This window comes from Bacterioplanoides sp., from assembly GCF_965226395.1.
GTDB lineage: Bacteria > Pseudomonadota > Gammaproteobacteria > Pseudomonadales > Oceanobacteraceae > Bacterioplanoides.
The window spans coordinates 2,664,568-2,688,134 of the sequence record NZ_OZ245358.1 but is presented as its reverse complement, the minus strand read 5'-3'; the positions used below and the strand labels follow the sequence as shown (position 1 = coordinate 2,688,134).

At 51.2% G+C, this 23,567-nt stretch carries 17 protein-coding genes; 13 read left to right on the top strand and 4 right to left on the bottom strand.

All coding sequences use genetic code 11. From position 1 onward, the window contains the following. Positions 1 to 1,395, top strand: a complete 1,395-nt coding sequence (locus ACO05E_RS12395) for an MFS transporter (protein ID WP_419813247.1) — start codon at positions 1 to 3, stop codon at positions 1,393 to 1,395. Next, positions 1,379 to 2,152, top strand: a complete 774-nt coding sequence (gene ssb, locus ACO05E_RS12390) for a single-stranded DNA-binding protein (RefSeq protein ID WP_419813246.1) — start codon at positions 1,379 to 1,381, stop codon at positions 2,150 to 2,152. The genes ACO05E_RS12395 and ssb overlap by 17 nt, the downstream gene beginning before the upstream one ends. A gap of 92 nt (positions 2,153 to 2,244) precedes the next feature. Here ssb and ACO05E_RS12385 read toward each other — a convergent pair whose 3' ends face one another. The 3 genes from ACO05E_RS12385 to ettA all read right to left on the bottom strand — a co-directional run bounded on the left by ACO05E_RS12385 (position 2,245) and on the right by ettA (position 5,301). Then, positions 2,245 to 2,931: a fumarylacetoacetate hydrolase family protein gene (locus ACO05E_RS12385; protein WP_419813245.1), complete on the bottom strand. Its 687-nt coding sequence runs from the start codon at positions 2,929 to 2,931 to the stop codon at positions 2,245 to 2,247. Positions 2,932 to 2,973: 42 nt separating this feature from the next. Further along, positions 2,974 to 3,342 (bottom strand): PilZ domain-containing protein, encoded by a 369-nt coding sequence (locus ACO05E_RS12380; RefSeq protein ID WP_419813244.1) that lies wholly within the window; start codon positions 3,340 to 3,342, stop codon positions 2,974 to 2,976. 297 nt (positions 3,343 to 3,639) lie between these two features. After that, on the bottom strand, positions 3,640 to 5,301 hold the full coding sequence (gene ettA / locus ACO05E_RS12375) for an energy-dependent translational throttle protein EttA (RefSeq protein WP_419813243.1): 1,662 nt from the start codon (positions 5,299 to 5,301) through the stop codon (positions 3,640 to 3,642). Between the two features lie 166 nt (positions 5,302 to 5,467). On the opposite strand from ettA, the gene ACO05E_RS12370 reads away from it, so the two are divergent. From ACO05E_RS12370 to glyA, 3 genes are all read left to right on the top strand, one after another. Next, positions 5,468 to 9,634, top strand: a complete 4,167-nt coding sequence (locus ACO05E_RS12370; RefSeq protein ID WP_419813242.1) for an EAL and GGDEF domain-containing protein — start codon at positions 5,468 to 5,470, stop codon at positions 9,632 to 9,634. A gap of 71 nt (positions 9,635 to 9,705) precedes the next feature. Continuing rightward, on the top strand, positions 9,706 to 10,425 hold the full coding sequence (locus ACO05E_RS12365; protein WP_419813241.1) for a substrate-binding periplasmic protein: 720 nt from the start codon (positions 9,706 to 9,708) through the stop codon (positions 10,423 to 10,425). A gap of 161 nt (positions 10,426 to 10,586) precedes the next feature. After that, positions 10,587 to 11,849, top strand: a complete 1,263-nt coding sequence (glyA, locus tag ACO05E_RS12360; RefSeq protein ID WP_419813240.1) for a serine hydroxymethyltransferase — start codon at positions 10,587 to 10,589, stop codon at positions 11,847 to 11,849. Between the two features lie 84 nt (positions 11,850 to 11,933). Here the strand turns inward: glyA and ACO05E_RS12355 are convergent, their stop codons facing one another. Beyond that, positions 11,934 to 12,065, bottom strand: a complete 132-nt coding sequence (locus tag ACO05E_RS12355; RefSeq protein ID WP_419813239.1) for a hypothetical protein — start codon at positions 12,063 to 12,065, stop codon at positions 11,934 to 11,936. A gap of 44 nt (positions 12,066 to 12,109) precedes the next feature. On the opposite strand from ACO05E_RS12355, the gene ACO05E_RS12350 reads away from it, so the two are divergent. The 8 genes from ACO05E_RS12350 to ribBA all read left to right on the top strand — a co-directional run bounded on the left by ACO05E_RS12350 (position 12,110) and on the right by ribBA (position 23,550). After that, positions 12,110 to 12,988, top strand: a complete 879-nt coding sequence (locus tag ACO05E_RS12350) for an AraC family transcriptional regulator (RefSeq protein ID WP_419813238.1) — start codon at positions 12,110 to 12,112, stop codon at positions 12,986 to 12,988. Between the two features lie 50 nt (positions 12,989 to 13,038). After that, positions 13,039 to 16,218 (top strand): bifunctional proline dehydrogenase/L-glutamate gamma-semialdehyde dehydrogenase PutA, encoded by a 3,180-nt coding sequence (gene putA / locus ACO05E_RS12345; protein ID WP_419813237.1) that lies wholly within the window; start codon positions 13,039 to 13,041, stop codon positions 16,216 to 16,218. Between the two features lie 95 nt (positions 16,219 to 16,313). After that, positions 16,314 to 17,774: a sodium/proline symporter PutP gene (gene putP, locus ACO05E_RS12340; protein ID WP_419813236.1), complete on the top strand. Its 1,461-nt coding sequence runs from the start codon at positions 16,314 to 16,316 to the stop codon at positions 17,772 to 17,774. 270 nt (positions 17,775 to 18,044) lie between these two features. Further along, entirely contained in the window at positions 18,045 to 19,889 is a 1,845-nt protein-coding gene (locus ACO05E_RS12335) for a hypothetical protein (RefSeq protein WP_419813235.1), read from the top strand. Positions 19,890 to 20,080: 191 nt separating this feature from the next. Continuing rightward, the gene (nrdR, locus tag ACO05E_RS12330; protein WP_419813234.1) at positions 20,081 to 20,590 is read left to right on the top strand and encodes a transcriptional regulator NrdR; all 510 of its coding nucleotides are present in this window, start codon (positions 20,081 to 20,083) and stop codon (positions 20,588 to 20,590) included. Beyond that, on the top strand, positions 20,590 to 21,759 hold the full coding sequence (gene ribD / locus ACO05E_RS12325) for a bifunctional diaminohydroxyphosphoribosylaminopyrimidine deaminase/5-amino-6-(5-phosphoribosylamino)uracil reductase RibD (RefSeq protein WP_419813233.1): 1,170 nt from the start codon (positions 20,590 to 20,592) through the stop codon (positions 21,757 to 21,759). The genes nrdR and ribD overlap by 1 nt, the downstream gene beginning before the upstream one ends. Next, positions 21,760 to 22,425, top strand: a complete 666-nt coding sequence (locus ACO05E_RS12320; protein WP_419813232.1) for a riboflavin synthase — start codon at positions 21,760 to 21,762, stop codon at positions 22,423 to 22,425. A 9-nt stretch (positions 22,426 to 22,434) separates the two neighbouring features. Further along, positions 22,435 to 23,550, top strand: coding sequence for a bifunctional 3,4-dihydroxy-2-butanone-4-phosphate synthase/GTP cyclohydrolase II (ribBA, locus tag ACO05E_RS12315; protein ID WP_419813231.1), 1,116 nt, complete (start codon positions 22,435 to 22,437; stop codon positions 23,548 to 23,550). The last annotated feature ends 17 nt before the right edge of the window (positions 23,551 to 23,567 follow it).

Here is a 23,567-nt window from a genome sequence, read left to right as displayed (position 1 = left end):
TTGCGTACCCCAGACACTTCCCCGCCAGCAGCTCTATCCAGTGACGAACGACGTGCAGTAACGTCGCTTGCCTCACTCTATGCATTACGCATGCTGGGACTGTTTATGGTACTGCCGGTGATGATGATTGAGGGCCAGCAATTAGAAGGCGCTACTCCTCAATTACTGGGTCTGGCGATGGGCGTTTATGGCCTGACTCAGGCGCTGCTACAGATTCCGGCCGGCAGCTTATCTGATCGTATTGGCCGTAAACCGGTCATTATTGGGGGGTTGCTGGTCTTTGCATTGGGCAGCCTGATTGCAGCAACCGCTGACTCAGTTTATGGCGTGATTGCCGGGCGAGCCTTACAAGGCGGCGGAGCCATTGCCAGTGCCATTATGGCACTGGTTACCGATCTGACCCGGGAAGAAAACCGCATGAAAGCCATGGCCTCGATTGGCGCCAGTATTGGTCTTTCTTTTTCAGTCGCACTGGTGCTTGGTCCCTGGCTGGCGTCACTGGGTGGCATGAGCGTGATCTTTACGGTTACCGCTATTCTGGCTGTTGCTGGTGTATTAGTGACGGTGTTTGTTATTCCGAATCCACCGCGCTTACCGCACCGGGATTCATCGGCGGTACTGAGTGAAGTCAGAAAACAGCTGGTTAACCCTCAACTCTGGCCGCTGAACCTGGGGATCTTTATTCTGCACGCCCTGATGGTGGCCATCTTTGTTGCTATTCCTTTGCAGCTGCAACAACAGGGGCTGGCGGCCAGTCAGCATAGTTGGGTATATCTGCCCGTGCTGGCCGTTGCGTTTATTCTGATGGTGCCTTTTATTATTGTGGCGGAGAAGCGCCGCAAGATGAAAGAAGTGGTATTAACCGGTGCGCTGATTATCGCCATCACCTTATTTGCCATGAGTCTGGCAACCGAATTATGGCATTGGGTGGTATTACTCCTGCTTTATTTCTGGGGCTTTAATCTGATGGAAGCCAGCCTGCCCTCCTGGCTCAGTAAAATTGCCCCGGCCGGTGCTAAAGGCAGTGCCATGGGTATTTACTCCAGCATGCAGTTTTTAGGCGCATTTGCCGGTGGCAGTCTGGGTGGTTGGATTTTGTCGGCTTCTGGCAGTGCTGCTCTGTTTGCTGGCCTGGGGGCATTGATGGTAATTTGGAGCCTGATTATCTGGCGCTCTTCAGCACCACAACACTTAACCAGTGTTCGCCTGGCCACCAGCCGTATAGACCAGCAGCAATTACAACAACTGATGGCATTGACCGGTGTTTCTCAGGTCAGTCCGCTTGCCAGTGAAGGCGCAATCTATTTAAAAGTCAGTGCTGATGCCTTTGATATGCAACAGGCATTAGCCATCATTCATTCTGAAAACGGAGAAGAACATGGGTCGCAGCGTTAACAAAGTGACACTCATTGGTACTCTGGGTCGTGACCCTGAAGTTCGTTTTATGCCAAACGGCAATGCCGTGGCTAACTTGTCATTAGCCACGGATGAAAGCTACAACGATAAACAAACCGGACAAAAGGTTGAACAAACCGAATGGCACCGCATTACGGTATACGGCAAGCTGGCTGAAATTGTTCAGCAGTACCTGAAAAAAGGCGCAAAAGCCTACTTCGAAGGTAAGTTGCGCACCCGCGAATGGGAAAAAGACGGCATCAAACGCTACACCACTGAAATTATCGCCAACGATATGCTGATGCTGGATAGCCGTGGCGACAATATGGGCGGTGGAATGGGCGCACCTGCCGGTGGCTTCCAATCAGCCAGCCAGATGATGAATCAGAATCCGGCGCCGATGGGTGGTATGAATCCGGCCGCTGCTCCTCAACCACAAGGAGGTTATCAGCAGCCTGCACCTCAACAAACAGCCCAACCAGCACCCCAGCAGGCACCACAACAACCGGTTGCCCAGCCTCAGGCACAACCGATGAATTCGGCAGGTGGTTATCAACAACAAGCGCCGGCACAACAACCAGGCATGGCTCATCAAGCTGCTCCGCAGCAACGTCCTGCCCAAGCGCCGCAGCACTCCCCACAACAACAGGCTCCACAACAAGGTGGCTATCAGCAAGCGCCTCAACAGTCACCACAACAAGCAGCTCCACAACCGAGCAACAGCTTTGATGACTTTGATGACGATATCCCGTTCTGAGGGAGTGTTATCGCAGATACTAAAAAAGCGCTACCGGGTTTCCGATAGCGCTTTTTTATTGTTTTTTACTCTGATCAGAGCTGGCGCCAAGCCTAAGACACCTGAGTTGATACCTGCAGCAACACATCAGAGTCCAGAGGTTCAGCAAACAGCTTTGCCTCTAACTGATCGCCCGAGACTAATGGCCCGACTCCGGCGGGTGTACCCGTCAGAATCAGATCACCCGGCTGTAAGCTGAACACCTTACTGATGTGTGCCACCAGCGGCAAAATCGGAAATAACATCTCAGCACTGCTGCCTTGCTGCTGAATATCACCGTTACGTATGAGTTGCAGCGGAATGTTATTCCAGTCCTGAATGTGATCGGCACCAACAAACTCTGATACCGGGCAAGCACCATCGAAGGCTTTGGCCCGCTCCCATGGATGACCTTTTTCTTTGAGTTTGGTCTGTACATCACGCAGGGTTAAATCCAGCGCCAGACCTACCCCCACAATCGCTTGTGCACAGTCTGATTCCTCAGCGTTAGCCAATGGCTCACCAATCAACAAGGCGATTTCCAGTTCATGGTGCACACTGCCCTGATCTTGGGGAATAACCAGCGGCTCATCCATTGGCACCACTGACGTGGTTGGCTTCATAAACAGGATAGGTTGGGAAGGAATCGGGTTATTGAGCTCTTTTGCGTGTTCCGCATAGTTGCGCCCAACACAAACTACTTTGCCAAACGACAGTGACGATGGTTGCCCATCAATAACAGGAGAAAAGACAGCAGACATAAAACGCCCCGGAGAATTCTGAGGCGTGGAGTATATCGTATATCAGCGTTGGCGGATTAACTCACCCAGCTCACGATTCACTTCAGCCGGATCCTGCAGATTATATTCCAGTAAACGGCGCAGTGTGGTCAGGCTATCGAGGTCCATGGAATCACAAGCGCAACCCACCACATCATCATCAATATGCGTGACTGAGCACATCATGGTGATCGATTCATCTTCGGTCAGCTGCAACACAACCTTAACCTGCTGCTCTAGTGACCACTGAGTATTTTCCGGCACTACCAATAAAATGCCGCGCAAACTGATATCCAGGCAATGTGTTTCCTGAGTATGGTGGTTATCACTGACCTGTACTCGCTGGAAAAAATGCACACGCTGAAACTGACGCTGTTCTGAAGATGGTTCCATAAATGAGAACTCTTTACTGCTACTTATGACTTAGGTTTAGCTGATTTATTGTCGTTCGCAACTGAAATAGTGAATCTATGTGCACTGGAATGAACTGTCTGGAAGTAAGCAGGTGCTTTTCCCCGCCGCCCCGAAGGCACGTTTATCGTAAAAACGGTATCCAATTAAGTACAGATTGTTTTTTGGAGCAACAACAGGATGTTGTGGTAGCTCAGCAGGGCCTGGGATGGCCCTTCTGAGCGGCGGCAGAAAAATAATCTGTACTTAAATAGCCAGATCATTTTGCCAAAGACGTGTCTACGCCAAACGTTTATATTTCATCCGTTTTGGCTGAGCGTCGTTGCCCAAACGTTTCTTACGATCTTCTTCATATTCGGTGTAGTTACCTTCGAAGAAGTTCACCTTAGAATCACCTTCATACGCCAGAATATGCGTCGCAATACGATCCAGGAACCAACGGTCGTGGGATACCACCATCACAGTGCCAGGGAAAGCATCAATCGCTTCTTCAAGAGCACGTAAGGTTTCCACGTCCAAATCGTTGGACGGTTCATCGAGCAGCAATACGTTGGCGCCCTGCTTCAGGGTATAAGCCAGTTGCAGACGACCACGTTCACCACCGGATAAATCACCCACCCGTTTCTGCTGATCACCACCTTTAAAGTTAAAGCGGCCAATATACGAGCGGCTTGGGTATTCTTTGCCGTTGATGTTGAGCATATCCATGCCGTCGGAGATGGCTTCCCAGACGGTTTTGCTGTCGTCCAGCTCTTCACGTAACTGTTCAACAAATGCCAGCTTAACGGTTTCGCCCATGACCACTTCACCGGAATCCGGTGTCTCGGTGCCGTTGATCATACGGAACAGGGTTGATTTACCGGCACCGTTACCACCCACAATGCCAACAATGGCACCGGCCGGAACGGTAAAACTCAGGTCATCAATCAGCATACGATCGCCGAAAGATTTGCTGACGTTATGGAACTCGATAACTTTGTCACCCAGGCGCGGACCCGGTGGAATATAAATTTCGTTGGTTTCGTTACGCGACTGGAACTCACGCGAGTTCATCTCTTCGAAGCGCGCTAAACGGGCTTTGCTCTTAGCCTGACGACCTTTCGCGCCTTTGCGTACCCACTCCAGCTCATGCTTGATGGCTTTAGTGTGAGCTTCTTCTTCTTTCTTCTCTTGCTCTAAACGCTTCTCTTTGGTTTCCAGCCAGGTGGTGTAGTTACCCTGATATGGAATACCGTGACCACGGTCCAGTTCAAGAATCCACTCAGCACAGTTATCGAGGAAATAGCGGTCGTGGGTAATCGCCACCACAGTGCCCGGGTATTCTTCCAGGAACTTCTCTAACCAACCAACGGATTCGGCATCCAGGTGGTTGGTTGGTTCGTCGAGTAACAACATATCCGGCTTGGACATCAGCAGGCGACACAAGGCCACCCGACGACGCTCACCACCCGACAGCTTGGTAACATCGGCATCCCAGGCTGGCAGACGCAATGCTTCCGCCGCAATTTCCATCTGACGATCAACATCGTGACCGCCTGCGGTTTCAATGATGGCTTCCAAACGTCCCTGCTTTTTCGCCAGTGCATCGAAGTCAGCATCCGGCTCAGCGTAAGCGGCATACACTGCATCCAGTTCTGCCTTAGCATTCATCAGCTCAGCCAGGCCATCTTCGACGTTGCCTTTTACATCTTTATTCGGATCCAGTTCCGGCTCCTGCGGCAGGTAGCCGATGTTCAGATCCGGCTGTGGACGCGCTTCACCAATAAAGTCCGTGTCGATACCCGCCATAATCTTCAACAGCGTGGATTTACCGGCACCATTAAGACCCAGCACGCCAATTTTAGCGCCCGGGAAAAAAGACAGAGAAATGTCACGCAGAATCTGGCGCTTGGGCGGCACAATCTTGCCCAGGCGGTTCATGGTGAATACGTATTGAGCCATAGAAATATCTACCTGAAAGTATGAATGTCGGCATTTTAACAGGCCCGTCCACCGGAGGGCACCCGGGAATTTATCGCGGCTGAGAAAACCGGTCTATACTGATATCAGAGTTATAAATACACGATGAAAATAATAACAAGGCATGATTGGTAAGATCCGGGGGCGAATGATTTTCTCTTTATCTGGTGGTGCGGCAACAGACAGACCGTATCGTTCATCGTTCAGGATGAATGCTTCGTTATTATTACTGAGCTTTGTTGTTTTAGTAGCCATGCTTGCCTATAACACGCGCCAGCAATGGCAGGCTGAGCAGCAACACTTTGCGGAAAATGCGACACATACCGTTGAAAACTACGCTGAGCAAATGGAGCTGTTGCGCCAGTCTGGTTTTCACGCCAATCGCTTGTTTATTCACAATCACCTTACCCTGCTGGAGCAATATCTGTTCGCTCAAACAGCCCAGAACGATCAACAGCTCTGGGATGATATGCAGCGAGCGTTTTTTAACCTCACCGGCTTCTTTGTTTTTAACGATCAGGGCCTGTACCTGAAGCATCAGGGAGTTATTCAGGATCAGCGTGAGATAACTGATATTGCCAGCCAAGTTCAAGCGCAGAAAACGTCTTCGACCAGTAGCGGCGTATTTTCATTGCGCTACGGTGGTAACGGCAGTTTTTATATTTACAGCCACTTTGTCATTCAGCAGCAGTCTTACTGGTTAGTCGTACGCCGGCCATACAGCAAATTCTCGCAGATTGTGTATGAAGGCGGCTTTCCCGGATTTGAACTGGCCATGATTGATCGCCAGAGTAACCGAATTTCCATTCGCGAGCGCTACTTTGCCAGCAGCCACTCTCAACCTGTGCTCCAACCCGACGAACAACAACGCATTATCAGCCGTGCACCACTGCATAATACGCCCTGGGATCTGGTTGCGTTAGCCGAAGAAAAAGAACAACAAACCCTGCTATGGCGACACATTCGTGAACCATTAATGGTCTTTGCTGTTTTACTGCTATTGGTGTGTTCGTTATGGATTTATATGCTGCGTTATGACCTGCGGTCGCAGCGCCTGGAAGCCATTCGCCGGGAAACCGAGGCACGGGCGGACAAAACACTGATGTCAATTGACGACGCCCTGATCGCCACCGATGAACATGGCGTGATTAATTACACCAACCCCAAAGGGGCGGCTCTGCTGCGTGCCAATGGTGCCAGTGATTTTCACGGCAAACAGCTCTCCGATGCCTGGTCAGACCCACAAGCATTATGGAACCGGGGGCTGGAAATAGCTGAGCTGGAACTGCTGCACGAAACCGGCCACCGCCTGACGGCTGACATTGGTGATGAGCAACGTATCTTTGAACAACGCTATAACCCGCTTTATAACGCCGATCAGATTGACGGCGTGGTCTGGCTGTTACGCGACATAACGGAAACAGAGCAAGCCATTAAAGCTCTATCCGCAAGCCAGCTACGCTATAAAGCCTTATTTGAGGAAGCCGGTGTTGCCCATTGTTTAATTGATATCAGCCAGTATCAGGGGCAACTCAGCGACCTGGTATTAATCAGCGCTAATGAGTCGGCAGTACGGCTGACCCAGGCTCGTGATCTGCCGTATTTACTGGAGCATGGCGCCAATATGGTGGAATCCTCCGCGGAAGAATATCAACAGGCGCTAAAAAGAGCACTGGCACTCAATCTGGAAACCACCGAATTTGAGATGCAGCTGACCACCTTTGCCGGCAACATCATTGATATATGGGTTAATTTGTCATTGCGTTCAGGTGCCGAAAATATCGCATTAATGACCCTACTGGACATTACCGAGCGCAATCGTATTGCCCGGGAAACTCAGGAACGGGAACACTTCTGGTCCAATGTGATGGCAGCCATGCCGGATCTGGTATACGTCATCGACCTTGACGAACAACTGCAACAAACCATCTTATTTGGTAACCGCAGGCTGGGCGAAATGCTGGGCTATTCAAAAGACGACAGTAACGCCACACTCTGGCAAAACATGGTACACCCGGATGATATTGCTGCCTTACCCGGAGAGTTAAAAATTCGCCGGACATTATTACCCGGACAAACCCAAACCTCGCAGGTCAGAATGATGCATCAGGATGGCAGCATCCGGGTGATTAAGTTTTATGACACGCCGTTTAATTTCGACCAACATGGCAATGTCACCCGTTATATCGGCACCGCCCGGGATGTGACAGAGGAAGTGGAAGCTCAGGAAATTATTATCGACAGTGAACGGCGCTACCGACTGTTAGCCGAGAACATCAACGATATTATCTGGGCCACTGACCAGCACCTGACATTTAATTTTGTCAGCTCATCAGTGGAAAAAACGCTGGGCTACAAACCGGATGAATTATTACGCGAAGGCGTTTTCTCAGTGTTTCAGCAGAGCGATTTAAATGCGCTGGTTAAAACCATGAAACGTCGCATTAAGGCACCCGCCAGAGACCCGGACTTCGCATCCTCCAAAGACGATGTGATTCGTCAGGATATGGTCGCCTTCTGTAAATCCGGTGAAGAAAAAATTCTGGAAATTGAAGCCAGCCTGCTCTGGAATGAAGACGGTGAACTGCAGGGCATATCCGGCATCTCGCGGGATGTCACCGAAGCGCGTCAGCTGGAAAAAGAATTACACCTGGCAGCCGAGGTTTTCCAGAGTTCTAACGAAGCCATTCTGATCACTGATAAAAATCTGAATATTGCCAGCACCAATACCGCCTTCTCTCAGATTACCGGGTACGATGTGGAAGATATTATTGGCAACACACCGGATTTTCTGATTTCGCCAGAGCACCACGACGCCAGCTTTTTTGAAGACATTGGTAAATCCCTGGTGGTCGATGGTTACTGGAGTGGTGAATTATTCTTCCGCCATGCCGATCAGACCATGCACACTGGCTGGGCGGGTGTGAGCGCTATCCGTGATGAAGAGCGGGAAATTCAGAGTCTGATTGTGATTATGTCGGACATTACCGATCGTAAAGCCATTGAAGAGCGTATTCATAAACTGGCGTATTTCGATCCTCTGACAGGCTTGCCGAATCGCAGCCAGTTGCATGAACGACTGGAAACAATGCTACAGCAGGCAAACCATCAGCAGCAGGCGGTTGCGTTATTATTTATCGACCTTGATCGCTTTAAACCCATCAATGATTCCATGGGTCACCCGGCCGGTGATCAGGTTTTAAAAGAAGTCGCTGAGCGCCTGCGCCACTGCATAAAAAAACAGGATCTGGTGTGCCGTATTGGTGGTGATGAATTTACCATCGCCATCAGCGGTCAGAAAAATGGCGATGCTGCAGCGGATACCGCGGTCAAAGTGGGTGAGCGCATTCTCCATGCACTGCATCAACCGTTTAAACTGGGCCAGCGGGAAGTTTTTATCAGCGCCAGCATCGGCATATCCATCTACCCGGACGACAGCAGCAGTGTTATTGAGTTATTAAAAAGTTCGGATATGGCGATGTATCACGCCAAAGAGCAAGGGCGTGATAATGTGCAGTTCTTTAATCAGAAAATGAATCAAAAAGCGGTTGAATTACTCGAACTGGAAAATGATTTACGCCACGCTCTGAAACGTAACGAACTGGAATTGTATTTCCAGCCGCAGTATCGCTGTTCTGACAGCCAGGTCGTTGGTGCTGAAGTATTACTACGCTGGCAACATCCGCAAAAAGGATTTGTTTCTCCCGGGGTATTTATTCCGATTATGGAAGATACCGGCCTGATTATTCCGATAGGCCAATGGGTACTGGAACAGGCCTGCCAGCACTTCTCACGTTGGCAACAACAGGGATATAACATCGAACGTATTGCCGTCAATGTATCAGCGTTGCAGTTTAAACAGGATAATTTTGTTGAACAGGTCACCAATGCCATTCTCAAAGCCGGTATTCAGGCATCGCAGCTTGAACTGGAATTAACCGAAAGCATTCTTATTGATAATCTTCAGCATACGTTAGATGTATTAAATGCCTTATCGGAACTGGGTGTACAAACTGCCATTGATGATTTTGGCACCGGTTACTCATCATTAAATTATCTGAAGCAATTCCCGGTAGACACCTTAAAAATTGATCAGAGTTTTATCCGCAATCTGCCTGATAATAACGATGATGCTCAGATTACCCGCACTATTATTGCGATGGCGCATAACCTGGGCATGGGAGTGATTGCTGAAGGTGTGGAAACCCAACAACAACTGGTGTTTTTACAGCAGGCAGAGTGTGAAGAAGTTCAGGGATTTTATTTCAGTAAGCCGGTTCCCGAGCCGACATTCCAGGAGTTTCTGCATCACTAGCCGCACCAATCGAAATAACGTTATCATGGTACTATCACATACCGATTTATCGGCGTCAGGAATTCAGCACCATGAGAAAATTAATAACAGGATTATTATTTTTATTTTGTATTAGCAGTCATGCAGAAACCATCACCGCCGCTCAGGATCCCTGGCCTCCGTTTATTTATGAGGATGGACAATCTGGTCTGTCAGTTGAATTGGCCCGAGCTGCTCTGGCCTCGCAGGGTTACCAGCTGGAATTAAAAATTCTGCCCTGGAGCCGGGCATTAAATGAAGTCAGAAAAGCGAATATTGATTTATTAATTGCTACCTGGAAAACAACCCAGCGTAATCAGTTTTTGTATTTCAGTGATTCTTATATCAGCAACCGTATTACTTTTATTTCCCGGGCAAGCACCCCCTTTGAATATGATGGCTTGTTGAGCCTGATGGGGAAATCGGTGGGTGTCGCCAGAAATTATGGCTATGACGATGCCTTCAGCCAGGCAACCCATTTTAATCGTTATGAAGCCTATGACCTGACGGCTAATCTGAAAAAGCTCGCCCGCGATCGTATTGACCTGACATTGGATGATGAGATTGCAGCTCGCGCATTGATGAAGTCCCAGGGCTTTCATCCACAAGACTTTCACTTCTCACAACAGCCACTGTCTCAGAATCCGTTGTATGTCAGTAGTGGTATCAGCAACCCGCGTGGTCAGCAGCTGATTAATGCTTTTAATCGTGGCTTACAGACCATCAAAGAGAATGGCACCTATGCCACCATTCTGAAAAAGTATGGTATGTGACAGCCGTTCACCATTATGAAATCCCGTCACGCTGTTTATGACAGCTTCTCAAGTGCCACACGAAGCACTTTAGGGTAGAATACCTGCCTAAAACTTCTCACAAAACTCAACCATTGAGTCAATTTTTTTACACGTGTCACAGACCTAAGAGGACCAGCTGCATGTTTAGCCGTGATATGAACATTGCCGATTTCGACCCAGCATTATGGGAAGCGATGAAAGCAGAAGACGCTCGTCAGGAACACCATATCGAGCTGATTGCTTCCGAAAACTACACCAGCCCTCGTGTGATGGAAGCTCAAGGCTCTCAGCTGACCAACAAATACGCCGAAGGTTACCCAGGCAAGCGCTACTATGGTGGCTGTGAACACGTAGATGTGATCGAACAATTGGCCATCGACCGCGCTAAAGAACTGTTTGGTGCACCTTATGCCAACGTTCAGCCACACTCTGGCTCCCAGGCTAATGCGGCCGTATTCATGGCGCTGTGCCAACCAGGCGACACCATTCTGGGCATGAGCCTGGCACACGGCGGCCACCTGACTCACGGTGCTGCGGTATCTTTCTCCGGTCGTATCTACAACGCCGTTCAATACGGTCTGAACCCGGAAACCGGCGAAATTGACTACGCTGAAGTAGAACGTCTGGCACAAGAACACAAGCCAAAAATGATCATCGCTGGCTTCTCTGCCTACTCTCGCGTAGTGGACTGGAACAAGTTCCGCGAAATCGCCGATGCCGTTGGCGCTTACCTGTTTGTTGATATGGCTCACATCGCTGGCCTGGTTGCCGCCGGTGTTTACCCAACGCCGGTTGGCATTGCCGACGTTGTGACCACCACTACGCACAAAACTCTGCGTGGCCCACGTGGCGGCCTGATTCTGGCAAAAGAAGACGAAGAGCTGAACAAAAAGCTGAACTTCGCGGTATTCCCGGAATCCCAGGGCGGCCCTCTGATGCACGTGATTGCAGCCAAAGCAGTTTGCTTTAAAGAAGCCATGTCTGACGACTACAAAGCGTACCAGACTCAGGTGGTTAAAAACGCTCAGGCGATGGCCGACACCTTTATCAGCCGTGGTATCAACGTGGTTTCTGGCGGTACCGACGATCACCTGTTCCTGGTTGACCTGATTGGTAAAGAGTACACAGGTAAAGATGCGGACGCTGCACTGGGCCGCGCCAACATCACAGTGAACAAAAACTCCGTACCAAACGACCCACGCTCGCCATTTGTCACTTCTGGTCTGCGTATCGGCTCTCCAGCGGTAACCAGCCGTGGCTTCAAAGAAGCAGAATGTGCGGATCTGGCTAACTGGATTTGTGACGTACTGGACGGTCTTGAAAACGGTAACTCTGAAACCGTAGAAGCCGACGTCAAAGCCAAGGTTGTAGCTCTGTGTGAGAAGCTGCCGGTTTACAAATAAGCCGTCGCTGAATCACCCACGACCGATCAAGGCCAGCCACGTTATACATGGCTGGCCTTTTTTATATATCCTATTCAGCCATATTCACCCTAATCCCATCTGGCTACCACGCAGAGCGTGGGAGCTAGGCAGACCCTTTCTCAGAATCAGCAACAATGCGTATTTCCGCTTAGTATCACCTGAGATATAGCGGCTTTCCCGAATAGCAAAAGCCATCATTTCCCCTTAGTGTTAACAGGCTCAAACTTTAACCAGCGTTAATGCCGAACACTATGTGGACCATTGGTGCCAGCCGGGTGCAATCACTCGAATCACAACCCCATCGTCATCACCATAACCATCATCAGTTGGTTCTGGGGCTCACGGGTGAGGTGTGGTTTGATCTGCCGCCAAGTCAGCAGCAACGCTTTGGCCCCGGGCACGGTTGTCTGCTGCCCGGTAATTGTGAGCACGCCTTTTATGGTGACGGTGACAATGCCGTGATGGTGATTGATGTCAGCGCCCATGATGGAGCTAACCATCTGATTGATGCTGGCCTGTTTGACCAGCTATTTGCTGAGCCTCGCTTTATTGAGCTGGATAATAACCTGCAATCGTTATTACAGTGCCTGGCACAGGAATTAACCCAGCGCCCCCACGATGTTCAGCTGCAGCAGCATATCAGTGGCTTGTTATTACACAGCCTGTTTCATCGCATTGCCCCGTATCAGCAACTCCCTGTTGCGACTTCCAACCGCATTGATCTGGCGATGCTCGATCAGCTGATTGCCAATCGTCTGACTGAAAAACTCAGCGTTGATGAACTGGCCCGAGCTTGTCATATGAGTGCCAGCCAGTTTCACCTGCGTTTTCGCCAGCTGACCGGTATGACACCCTACCAATACGTGATTCAGCAACGGGCACAACAAGCCGCCTGGTTATTGCAGAATTCGTCGATGAAAATCAGCGCCATTGCCACCGAAACCGGCTTTGCCAATCAGAGTGCTTTGACTCACGCCATTAAAGCCCGGTTTGACGTTTCACCCGGCCAGTTACGGCAAAAGTCACAAATAACGGTGAAAAATCAGCCAAAACCAGAGCTTTTAACAAAAACGCCAGACGTTTCAGCAAGTTTTATCAACAGCGGACGCGTAACTTGAACGGTCAGAAAAAATATTTGACCAAACAGATAACTATAAGGAGGGGCACGATGAGCGATTTTGATGTAGCCGTGCTGTTCTCAGACTCAGAAAAACTGTCTGCTGATGACTGGTATCAGGCGATTGAAAACCAATATGCTGTTGATGAAGACGCTTACCTGTCGCAGCTGGCAGAACTGGCCGAACCAAACGATGGTTTCCGCCACACCAGCGAAGCCCGGGCTCGTAAGATTGTTGAAGCCATTCGCGCCGAAGGTGATGTCGCTCACGCGGTGGATAAGTTATTACAGGAATACAGCCTGGATAATGAAGAAGGCGTGATTCTGATGTGCCTGGCTGAAGCGCTGATGCGTATTCCGGATGCGGAAACCGCCGATGCCCTGATCCGCGATAAGTTATCCGCTGCCGCCTGGGACGAACACATGGGTCGCTCCGACTCACTGCTGGTTAATGCGTCCACCTGGGGTCTGATGCTGACCGGTAAAGTCACCGGCATTTCTAACCGTGAAAGCTCTCCCGGTAACCTGCTCAGCGGCCTGATTCAACGCGCCGGTGAACCTGTGATTCGTGCTGCCATGAATCAGGCGATGAAAATCATGGGTAAGCAGTTTGTATTAGGTCGCAGCATTGATGAAGCGATCAAAAACAGCAAAAGCTACCGCGCTAAGGGTTACACCTACTCGTTTGATATGCTCGGCGAAGCGGCTTTTACCGATGCCGATGCGGAGCGTTATTTTATCGCTTACCGTGATGCGCTGCGTACCCTTGCCAAGAGCAAAGAAAAGAACACCTGGCGTGATGACCGCCCGGCTCCGAGTATTTCGATTAAGTTATCCGCTCTGCATCCGCGCTATGAAGAATCCCACCAGCATCTGGTGATGGCCGAGCTGGGCGCTAAAGTTGCCAGCCTGGTGGAAGAAGCGCGTCAGCATGATATTGCGCTGACCATTGATGCCGAAGAAGCCGACCGCTTAGAGCTGTCATTACGTCTGTTTAAGCAGGTTTACCAGAGCCCGGCTGTGCGTGGCTGGGACAAATTTGGCTTAGTGGTACAAGCCTATTCCAAACGCGCCACCGCGGTACTGGGCTTCCTCAATGCATTAGCCGCTGAGCAAGGCGATGAAATTCCGGTACGTCTGGTCAAAGGCGCTTACTGGGACAGCGAAATCAAACACGCCCAGCAGCTGGGTCTGGCCGATTACCCGGTGTTTACCCGCAAAGAAAACTCCGACGTATCCTATCTGGTGTGTGCCCGTTACCTGTTAAGTGAGCAAACCACGGGCAATATTTATCCACAATTTGCCACTCATAATGCGCAAACCGTTGCCAGCATTGCCGAGTTAGCGGCGTTGAACCCAAGTCGTGCGTTTGAATTCCAGCGCTTACACGGCATGGGCGATGCGTTATACGACAACCTGCTGACTCAGGATCGTATCAATGTGCGCATTTATGCTCCGGTTGGCGCGCACAAAGATTTATTGCCATATCTGGTACGCCGCCTATTAGAAAACGGTGCCAACTCGTCGTTTGTTCACCGCTTGGTGGATGCTAATACGCCGGTATCCGAATTGGTGCAGTCGCCAGTGGCACTGGCAACCCGTCATGCGGTGTTCCGCAATCCTAAAATCCCGCGTGCCGCTGAATTGTTCAGTGACCGCCAGAACTCACAAGGTTACAACCTCGCTGTGGCATTTGAACGCACCCCGCTGCTGGAAAGCATTCAGGCATTTAATCAACAACAATGGCAGCAACATCCGCTGATTGATGGCAAAGCTGTGGAAGGCGGTGAAACTCATGCGGTCGTCAGCCCGTTTGACCGTAACCAGAAGGTCGGTGAGGTTAGCTGGGCTACCGCAGATCAGGCCAAACAAGCGCTGGATATTGCCGATGCCGCCTGGTTTGACTGGAACCGTACGTCCGTCGTTGAGCGTGCTGCGTGTCTTGAGCGTATGGCTGATCTGATGGAACAGCACACTGATGAGCTGATGGCGTTATGTGCCCGTGAAGCGGGTAAAACCCTGCAAGACAGCATTGATGAGATTCGTGAAGCGGTCGACTTCTGCCGGTATTACGCTCAGCAAGCGCGTGATGGCATGCAACTGCCGACTCGCCTGCCGGGGCCAACGGGCGAAAGCAACGAGCATTACTACGAAGGCCGTGGCGTATTCCTGTGTATCAGCCCATGGAACTTCCCGCTGGCGATCTTTATTGGTCAGGTAGTGGCGGCTCTGGTTGCGGGTAACACTGTGTTAGCCAAGCCAGCAGAGTCCACCTCCTTGATTGCCGGCCGCGCGGTACAACTGCTACACGAAGCCGGTGTACCGGGCGCTGTAGTACAGCTGCTGTGTGGTGCCGGAGCCACCATTGGTAATGCACTGGTACCGGATTCGCGTATCACGGGTATTGCTTTCACCGGCTCTACCGAAACCGCGCAACATATCAACCGCACCTTAGCGGCACGTGACGGCGCACTGGCAACCTTTATCGCTGAAACCGGTGGCCAGAACGCCATGATTGTTGATTCCACTGCTCTGCCAGAGCAGGTGGTGGCTGATGTCATGGATTCAGCCTTTGCCTCAGCCGGACAGCGTTGTTCCGCATTGCGTGTATTGTGTGTGCAGGAAGACATCGCCGATCGCATTATCGAGCTGATCGACGGCGCACTGCAGCGCATCGAAATCGGCAATCCACAAAGCTACAGCTGTGACTGCGGCCCAGTGATTGATGAACGCGCCCGTTCTGGTCTGGTAAATCATATCGAACGCTGGCGTACTGCTGGCCGGGTACTGGCCGAAGCCAAACTGCCAGACAGCTGTGCCAACGGCCACTATGTTGCACCGGTAGCGATTGAAATCAGTGACATTGCCGATCTTGGCCGCGAACAGTTTGGTCCGGTTCTGCACGTACTGAAATACAAAGCCAGCGAGCTGGATCAGCTGATCAACAGCATCAATGCCACCGGCTATGGCCTGACACTGGGCATTCACAGCCGTAACGAAGCCACCGCCAGCTATATCGAAAGCCGTGTGCGAGTCGGTAACTGCTACATCAACCGCAACCAGATTGGTGCCGTGGTGGGTGTTCAGCCGTTTGGTGGCCGTGGGTTATCCGGTACCGGTCCAAAAGCCGGTGGCCCGAACTATCTGAAACGATTCGCAACCGAGCGCGTTCGCACGATCAACACCACCGCCGTAGGTGGTAATGCGTCGCTGCTATCGCTGGATGACTGAGGTCATCCGCGTATCGAACAAAAACTTTAATCAAGAGCCGGGCAACCGGCTCATTTACTATAAAAACGACGTAATACAAGACTCAGGAGCGCAGCATGGACATTAATGTATCAACGCTGATTACCTTTATCGCCTACCTCGGAGCCATGCTCTGGATTGGGGTGTGGGCATACCGTAAAACCAACGACCTGTCCGACTATATTCTCGGTGGCCGTTCCCTTGGTGCCTGGCCATCGGCGTTATCGGCCGGTGCTTCCGATATGTCCGGCTGGCTGTTATTAGGCATGCCGGGCTATGCCTACGCCGCCGGTTGGGAAGCCTCCTGGCTGGGTGCTGGTCTGTTATTGGGTACTTACCTGAACTGGCTGGTGGTGGCACCGCGCTTACGGGATTATTCCGAAGCTGCCGGTAACAGCCTGACGCTGCCACAATACTTCAGCAACCGTTTCGGCGATAAAGTGTTAATCCGCTCAATTGCTGCTTTCTTTATTCTGCTGTTCTTCCTGTTCTACACCAGCTCCGGCCTGGTTGCCGGTGGTAAGTTATTTGAAACTGTATTTGGCCTGGACTACACCGTTGCCGTGACCGTTGGCACCATCGCGGTTGTGTCATACACCTTCTTTGGTGGTTTTTTAGCGGTTTCCTGGACTGACTTAGTACAGGGCCTACTGATGGCAGCTGCTCTGGTGATCGTACCCGTTACCGCTTTTAACGCTGTTGGTGACGGCCCGAATGCACTGATGGCCGCTAAAAATCCGGAAATGCTGGATGCCTTCACCAAAGCCGATGGTTCCGCACTGGGCCTGATGGGCATTATTTCGCTGGCCGCCTGGGGCCTGGGTTACTTTGGTCAGCCGCATATTCTGGCACGCTTTAAAGCCATTAAAAGCCGCGCGGATATTCCACAAGCACGCCGTATTGCCGTGAGCTGGACCTTTATTGGTCTGATTGGTGCGGCTCTGGTGGGTGTTGCCGGCATTGGATATTTTGATAAGCCACTGGCCGATTCTGAGACTGTATTCATGGATCTGGTACAGGCGCTGTTCCACCCATTAGTGGCTGGTATCTTACTAGCGGCAATTCTGGCGGCGATTATGTCCACCGCGGACTCTCAACTGCTGGTTTCCTCTTCAGCTCTGACTGAAGACTTCTACAAAGAATTAATCAATAAAGACGCCGACGATGCGCTGCTGGTGAAAATTGGCCGTTTTGCCGTTGCCGGTATCGCCATCATTGCCTGGGCATTGGCCCTGAATCCGGATAGCTCTGTTTTAGGTCTGGTATCTTATGCTTGGGCTGGTTTTGGTGCGGCATTTGGTCCGGCCGTGATCCTGTCCTTGTTCTGGTCTCGTATGAACCGTCAGGGGTGTCTGGCTGGTATTCTGGTTGGTGGTATCACGGTTGTGGTCTGGAAGCAGCTGACCGGTGGCGTATTCGATGTGTATGAAATTGTACCGGGCTTTATCTTTGCCACCATCGCCATTATTGCGGTGAGCCTGGCCACTCCGGCTCCGGAACAAGAACTGCTGGATACCTTTGACGAGGTTAACGGCTAACCGTTTTGATTGAGCCTCGCGGCTGAATCATCCCGCCATGCCTGCTTCACCTCCAGGCATGGCAACCTATGTTTTTAATGTCTGTTTTTAACGTCTGTTTCCCCCTCCCCCCAATACCGTCAGACCGAACTAGCCATGGTCAAATTTTGACCAACCCCAAAGCGCACCAAACCGGGATTAGCCCCTCTGAGACTAGCGGTAAACACTTGTTAACCCAGTGTGTTGGCTATGCCTAAAGAGCATTCATAAAGATAACAAAGGACCGAAGCAATGCTCACAACACAACTTAAAACTCTGTTGGCGACTCTGCTCGCCTTATCCAGCACGCTGGTGTTTTCCAATCAGACCTGCCACCCCCTGGCTAACGGAACCTGCACCTTGCCCTTTCCCAGTAACTTTTATACTGCCGCAGACCCTGCCTCGCCAACCGGTATCAAAGTTGATCTGAAGGGAAACCTGTTTTCATCCGCGGTTGAAAATGCCAGCCAGAACCTCAGTTCGGCCGATATTTATCGCGGGGCTACTGGTTTTTCTGCCTCGGCCCCGGTCATGATTGATATTGGCCAGCCCTTCAGTACAGCAAATTTGCCTGCAGATGGCGGCAACACCGTACGTGTGATTAATCTCACTCAGGGGAGTGACGTTGCTATCCGAACCGGGCGTTTCGATTACGCGCAGAATAAACGCTTTGACAACCCCGCCAATATTATCGAAATCTTTCCGCGCTCCCGGTTTCAGTTCGGAGATACCTTTGTTGCTGTTGTGACCCGCAACCTGACAGACCCGTCTGGTAATCCGGTCGCGGTCGCTCCGGGGATAGCAGAACTGATTACCGGAGAAGCAACCTGGCCTGGCGCTGCGCCGATGATGGAGACATTAAATACCCTGCAATATTACGGTATTCCGGCTGATCAGATCGTCAGTTTCACCGAGTTCACGATTACAGATGAAGCCACAAACAACGATCCATTATTTGATCTGGTTGACCAGACCGCAGCCAATAGCCACCCGGTTCGCAACCTGAGAACCACTCAGATTAATGTCTGGCCTTATGCAGCATCCGTAACGGGTCAGATTCGCTTAGATGATTTCCGCTCGGAAAATGGCGCAATTGATTTTCACCAGCCGGTTCAGCCCAAACATTACTGGGCTGATTTCATTCTGATGCTGCCCATCGCCTCTTTATATGGCTCAGCTCCGGTAGCCATTTATGGCCACGGCCTGGGAACCATTAAAGAATCGATGTTGGCTACCGTCGCCTATCCAAACGCCGCCAAAGGCATTGCCAGTATTGTGATCGACCAACCGAACCATGGTTCCCGGGCCAGAGACGATGGCGGTAATCTGCAGGATATTCTTAACCCGGACAACATTCTGCGGGTAACCAGCATAGTCACTCAATCGACTCTGGATATGGTGTCGGTGTTAAAAGCTCTGCAGACGTCATTGGCAACGCTGGATGTTATACCAGCCAGAAATAACTGGTGGACACGACTGTGGTATCGCGGCGGAATCAATACTCCGGATATTGATAGTAATAATATTGTCTATCAGGGCACGTCCATGGGCGGCGTACTCGGAACCAGTTTTGTGGCAACAGCACCGGATGTGCGCCAGGCCTTTCTTCAGGTAACCGGCGTCGGCATCAGTAATATTTTGACGCATTCCATCTTGTTTGAATCATTCGGCTTCGAGAACCTGCTCCCGGATGTCGCTACCGCTGGTGAAGCGGCGTTGTTTATACAAGCCATACAGCAGAGTGTTGACCATGGTGACGCCATTAATTTTGCTCATTATGTGCGTAATCCTGTTTATGGCCGTGAGCCGCGCGGACTGGTGGTGCAATATGGCATCGGTGACGAGGTGGTGTTTAATGCATCATCCGAAGCCCTCGCCGAACTGGTGGATTTACCGCTCAGCGGCAGGGTGCTGGAACCCGTTGAGTTTCTCAACACGTCACCGGGTTATGAAGACGGTTATGGCCTGGTACAGAACCGGCCTCTGTTATTTACCAAGGGAGCACTGGATCCCCTTCTGGCTCATGCCAGCTTTATTCGCCCGGATTCCATTGCCGCACTGAAGTCCTGGGCTGATCAATTTGTCCTTAATCCGTAAAACAGACTCCAATCAGCGTGGCGCTTAGTCACGCTGGTTATTGGATCGCTCTATGTCTAGTGTCATAACCACACGGTTGCCATAGTCGCAATGATGCCTTCTCTGGATTAACCCCGCCAAATCCAGTAAAATCGCGCGACTTTTAGCCAGACCCATGTCGGGTTGGCACGATCTTAAGCTCTTTACCAGTTATGCGTTGCCCGTTTTGCTCCCACCCGGATACCAAAGTTATTGATTCCCGTCTGATTGCAGACGGTGAGCAGACGCGCCGTCGCCGTGAGTGCATTGCCTGCGGTGAGCGCTTCACCACGTTTGAAAGCGCCGAACTGTTAATGCCCCGCATCGTCAAGCAAGACGGCACCCGCGAACCTTTCAACGAAGATAAACTACGCTCTGGCATCCAGCGCTCGCTGGAAAAACGTCCGGTTGGTGTTGAGGCCGTGGAAGCCGCAGTTTCCCGTATCAAGCATGAATTACGCACCACCGGTGAACGCGAAATTGACAGCCGTGTGTTGGGCGAATGTGTGATGAATGAATTACGCCAGCTCGATCAGGTAGCGTATGTGCGCTTTGCATCGGTGTATCGCAGCTTTCAGGATATTTCGGAATTCCAGGCTGAAATTGAACGCATGGAGCTGAATCCGCCTGCCGCGCGCACATCAACTTCACGCAAGCCCAACGGTTGCGACGGTAACCGTTGATGCTAAGGGATCGCCGCTACATGGCGAAGGCGTTGCAACTGGCCCGCCTCGGTTTGTATTCCACCAGCCCTAACCCCAGGGTCGGCTGTGTGCTGGTGAAAAACGGTAACATCATTGGCGAAGGCTGGCACCAGAAAGCCGGTGAAGGCCACGCCGAAGTAAACGCCTTAAAAATCGCGGGTGCTAACGCCAAAGGTGCTACCGCCTATGTCACGCTGGAGCCCTGCTCTCACTTTGGTCGTACCCCGCCCTGTGCTCAGGGTCTGATCGATGCGGGTATCGCGCGGGTTGTGGGTGCCACGACCGATCCAAACCCAGAGGTGGCTGGTCGTGGTTACCAGATGCTGCGCGATGCTGGCATTGAGGTGGTTGAATCCTGCCTGCAAGACGAAGCGGAAGCCATTAATGTCGGTTTTATGCAGCGTATGCGCAGCGGGTTACCTTATATTCGGGCCAAGCTGGCGCACAGCCTGGATGGCCGTACTGCCATGGCCAGCGGTGAAAGCCAGTGGATTACCGGCCCACAAGCGCGTCAGGATGTACAGCGTTTACGCGCCCGCTCCTGTGCCATTATCACCGGTGTGGATTCGGTATTAATCGATGACCCGTCGATGACGGTAAGACCTGAGGAAACGGGAATCGAACAGGAGGCACGCTTATGGCGTCAGCCTTTGCGGGTGGTGATTGATGGCCAGAACCGCTTACCGCCAGACGCTAAGCTGTTACAACAACACGGCGATATTCTGATTGCCACCTTGTCTGAGCCAGAGAGTAAACCCTCACGTCCGGCCAATAGCGGTGCGCTGAATTATTGGCTGTCTCCCCAAAACACTAACGAACCAGACAGCGGCAAAGTCGATTTAACCGCGCTGGTGCGCTATTTGGGTGAGCAGGGCCATAACGAAATTCTGGTTGAAAGCGGCGCTCAACTGGCCGGTGCCTTTGTTGCACACAAACTGATCAACGAACTGGTGTTATATTGTGCGCCAACGCTGCTCGGGAGTAATGCCAGACCCCTGCTATCCTTAGATTTCGGGGCTATGAAACAACAGCTGCGCTGGCACTGGCAGGATGTACGTATGGTTGGTAATGATCTGCGTTTAACTCTGACGCCCATACCCAATGAAACAGCCAAAACAGCAGCCAATAACGAGCCGAAAGAGACATAAATGTTTACCGGAATTATTGAAGCGGTTGGCTCAGTCGCCAGCGTTGAAAACAAACAAGGTGATATCCGTCTGCGTATTGCCACGGGTGCCTTAGACTTAGCGGATGTGCAATTGGGTGACAGCATCGCTACTAATGGTGTGTGTTTAACCGTTGTTGAACTGCCAGGTGACGGCTTTGTTGCTGATGTATCACGCGAATCTCTGGCACACACTCAGATTGGCAACTGGGGCAAAGGTACCGCTGTTAACCTGGAAAAAGCCATGATGCCCACCACCCGTATGGGCGGTCATATTGTTACCGGTCATGTGGATGGTTTAGGTACCATTAAAAAACGTAATGCCGATGCCCGCTCGATTCAGTTTGTGATTGAGCCTCCGGCAAATTTAAAGAAATACATTGCAGCGAAAGGTTCGATCACTGTCGATGGTGTCAGCCTGACTGCCAATGCCCTCAACCCGATGGGGTTTGAGCTGAATATTGTGCCGCACACGGCACAGGAGACAACGCTGTACGCCGCCAAAGAAGGTCAGCAGGTTCATCTCGAAGTTGATATTATCGCGCGTTATTTAGAGCAACTGCTGACGGGCAATAAAGACGGTGCAGCACACGCCCCTCAAAGTGGTATTAGCCAGGCCTTCCTGGCACAAAACGGTTTCTGGAAATAGGTGAGCAACATGCCCCTGAATAAGATCGAAGACATTATTGAAGACATCCGCAACGGTAAAATGGTTATCCTGATGGATGACGAAGACCGTGAAAACGAAGGCGACATCATTGTTGCTGCGGAAAAAGTAACCCCTGAAATCATTAACTTTATGGCCACCGAAGCCCGTGGTCTGATCTGCTTAACCTTAAGTGGCGAGCGTTGTGATTTCTTAGGCCTGCCAGCCATGGTGACAGGCAACGGCGCGAAGTTCTCCACCCCATTCACGGTTTCCATTGAAGCAGCCGAAGGTGTGACAACGGGTATTTCTGCTGCTGATCGCGCCCGCACCATTCAGGTTGCGGTTGATGCCAACAGCAAACCAGAAGACATCGTACAACCGGGTCATATCTTCCCGTTGCGCGCTCGTCCGGGCGGTGTATTAAGCCGCGCAGGTCATACCGAAGCTGGTTGTGACCTGGCACGCTTAGCGGGTTTAACCCCGTCATCTGCCATTGTTGAAATCATGAATGCCGACGGCACCATGGCACGTCGCCCGGATCTGGAAGTATTTGCGGAAAAACACGATATTAAAATTGGCACCATCGCCGATTTAATTCACTACCGCATCGCCAATGAAAAAACCGTTGAGCTGACCAGTAAAGAAGCCGTGCATACCGAGTTTGGTGAATTCCAGCTGCACACCTTTACTGACAGCATTCAGAATGAAACCCATCTGGCGCTGACCATGGGTGACATCAGCGAAGACGATGCCACTATCGTGCGAGTGCAAACCACCAATACCCTGCGCGATACTTTAGGTATCCGTAAAGTTGATTCCGAAAGTTGGTCGTCCACCAAAGCGATGGCCAGAATTGCCGAAGCAGGCAAAGGCGTACTGGTGTTATTGTCAGCCGGCCAACAAGAAAACATTTGTGACAGCATGGACCAGCATTTTGGTCGTGTACGTCCGCAACGCAGCCCGAACACCGACAGTTCTGGTGCGTTCCTGACCATTGGTACCGGCTCACAGATTCTGCGCGATTTAGGCGTGAAAAAAATGAAACTGCTGAGCAGTGAAACCCGTTACGCGGGCCTGTCAGGGTTTGATTTGGAAATTGAAGAGTATTTACCGTACTCAGAATAAGAGGCCGAGTAAGTATT

Coding starts and splice junctions, on each gene's coding strand:
- ssb (WP_419813246.1), top strand. CDS start 1,379: ATGGGTCGCAGCGTTAACAAAGTGACACTCATTGGTACTCTGGGTCGT.
- ACO05E_RS12385 (WP_419813245.1), bottom strand. CDS start 2,931: ATGTCTGCTGTCTTTTCTCCTGTTATTGATGGGCAACCATCGTCACTG.
- ACO05E_RS12380 (WP_419813244.1), bottom strand. CDS start 3,342: ATGGAACCATCTTCAGAACAGCGTCAGTTTCAGCGTGTGCATTTTTTC.
- ettA (WP_419813243.1), bottom strand. CDS start 5,301: ATGGCTCAATACGTATTCACCATGAACCGCCTGGGCAAGATTGTGCCG.
- ACO05E_RS12370 (WP_419813242.1), top strand. CDS start 5,468: ATGATTTTCTCTTTATCTGGTGGTGCGGCAACAGACAGACCGTATCGT.
- ACO05E_RS12365 (WP_419813241.1), top strand. CDS start 9,706: ATGAGAAAATTAATAACAGGATTATTATTTTTATTTTGTATTAGCAGT.
- glyA (WP_419813240.1), top strand. CDS start 10,587: ATGTTTAGCCGTGATATGAACATTGCCGATTTCGACCCAGCATTATGG.
- ACO05E_RS12355 (WP_419813239.1), bottom strand. CDS start 12,065: ATGGCTTTTGCTATTCGGGAAAGCCGCTATATCTCAGGTGATACTAAG.
- ACO05E_RS12350 (WP_419813238.1), top strand. CDS start 12,110: ATGCCGAACACTATGTGGACCATTGGTGCCAGCCGGGTGCAATCACTC.
- putA (WP_419813237.1), top strand. CDS start 13,039: ATGAGCGATTTTGATGTAGCCGTGCTGTTCTCAGACTCAGAAAAACTG.
- putP (WP_419813236.1), top strand. CDS start 16,314: ATGGACATTAATGTATCAACGCTGATTACCTTTATCGCCTACCTCGGA.
- ACO05E_RS12335 (WP_419813235.1), top strand. CDS start 18,045: ATGCTCACAACACAACTTAAAACTCTGTTGGCGACTCTGCTCGCCTTA.
- nrdR (WP_419813234.1), top strand. CDS start 20,081: ATGCGTTGCCCGTTTTGCTCCCACCCGGATACCAAAGTTATTGATTCC.
- ribD (WP_419813233.1), top strand. CDS start 20,590: ATGCTAAGGGATCGCCGCTACATGGCGAAGGCGTTGCAACTGGCCCGC.
- ACO05E_RS12320 (WP_419813232.1), top strand. CDS start 21,760: ATGTTTACCGGAATTATTGAAGCGGTTGGCTCAGTCGCCAGCGTTGAA.
- ribBA (WP_419813231.1), top strand. CDS start 22,435: ATGCCCCTGAATAAGATCGAAGACATTATTGAAGACATCCGCAACGGT.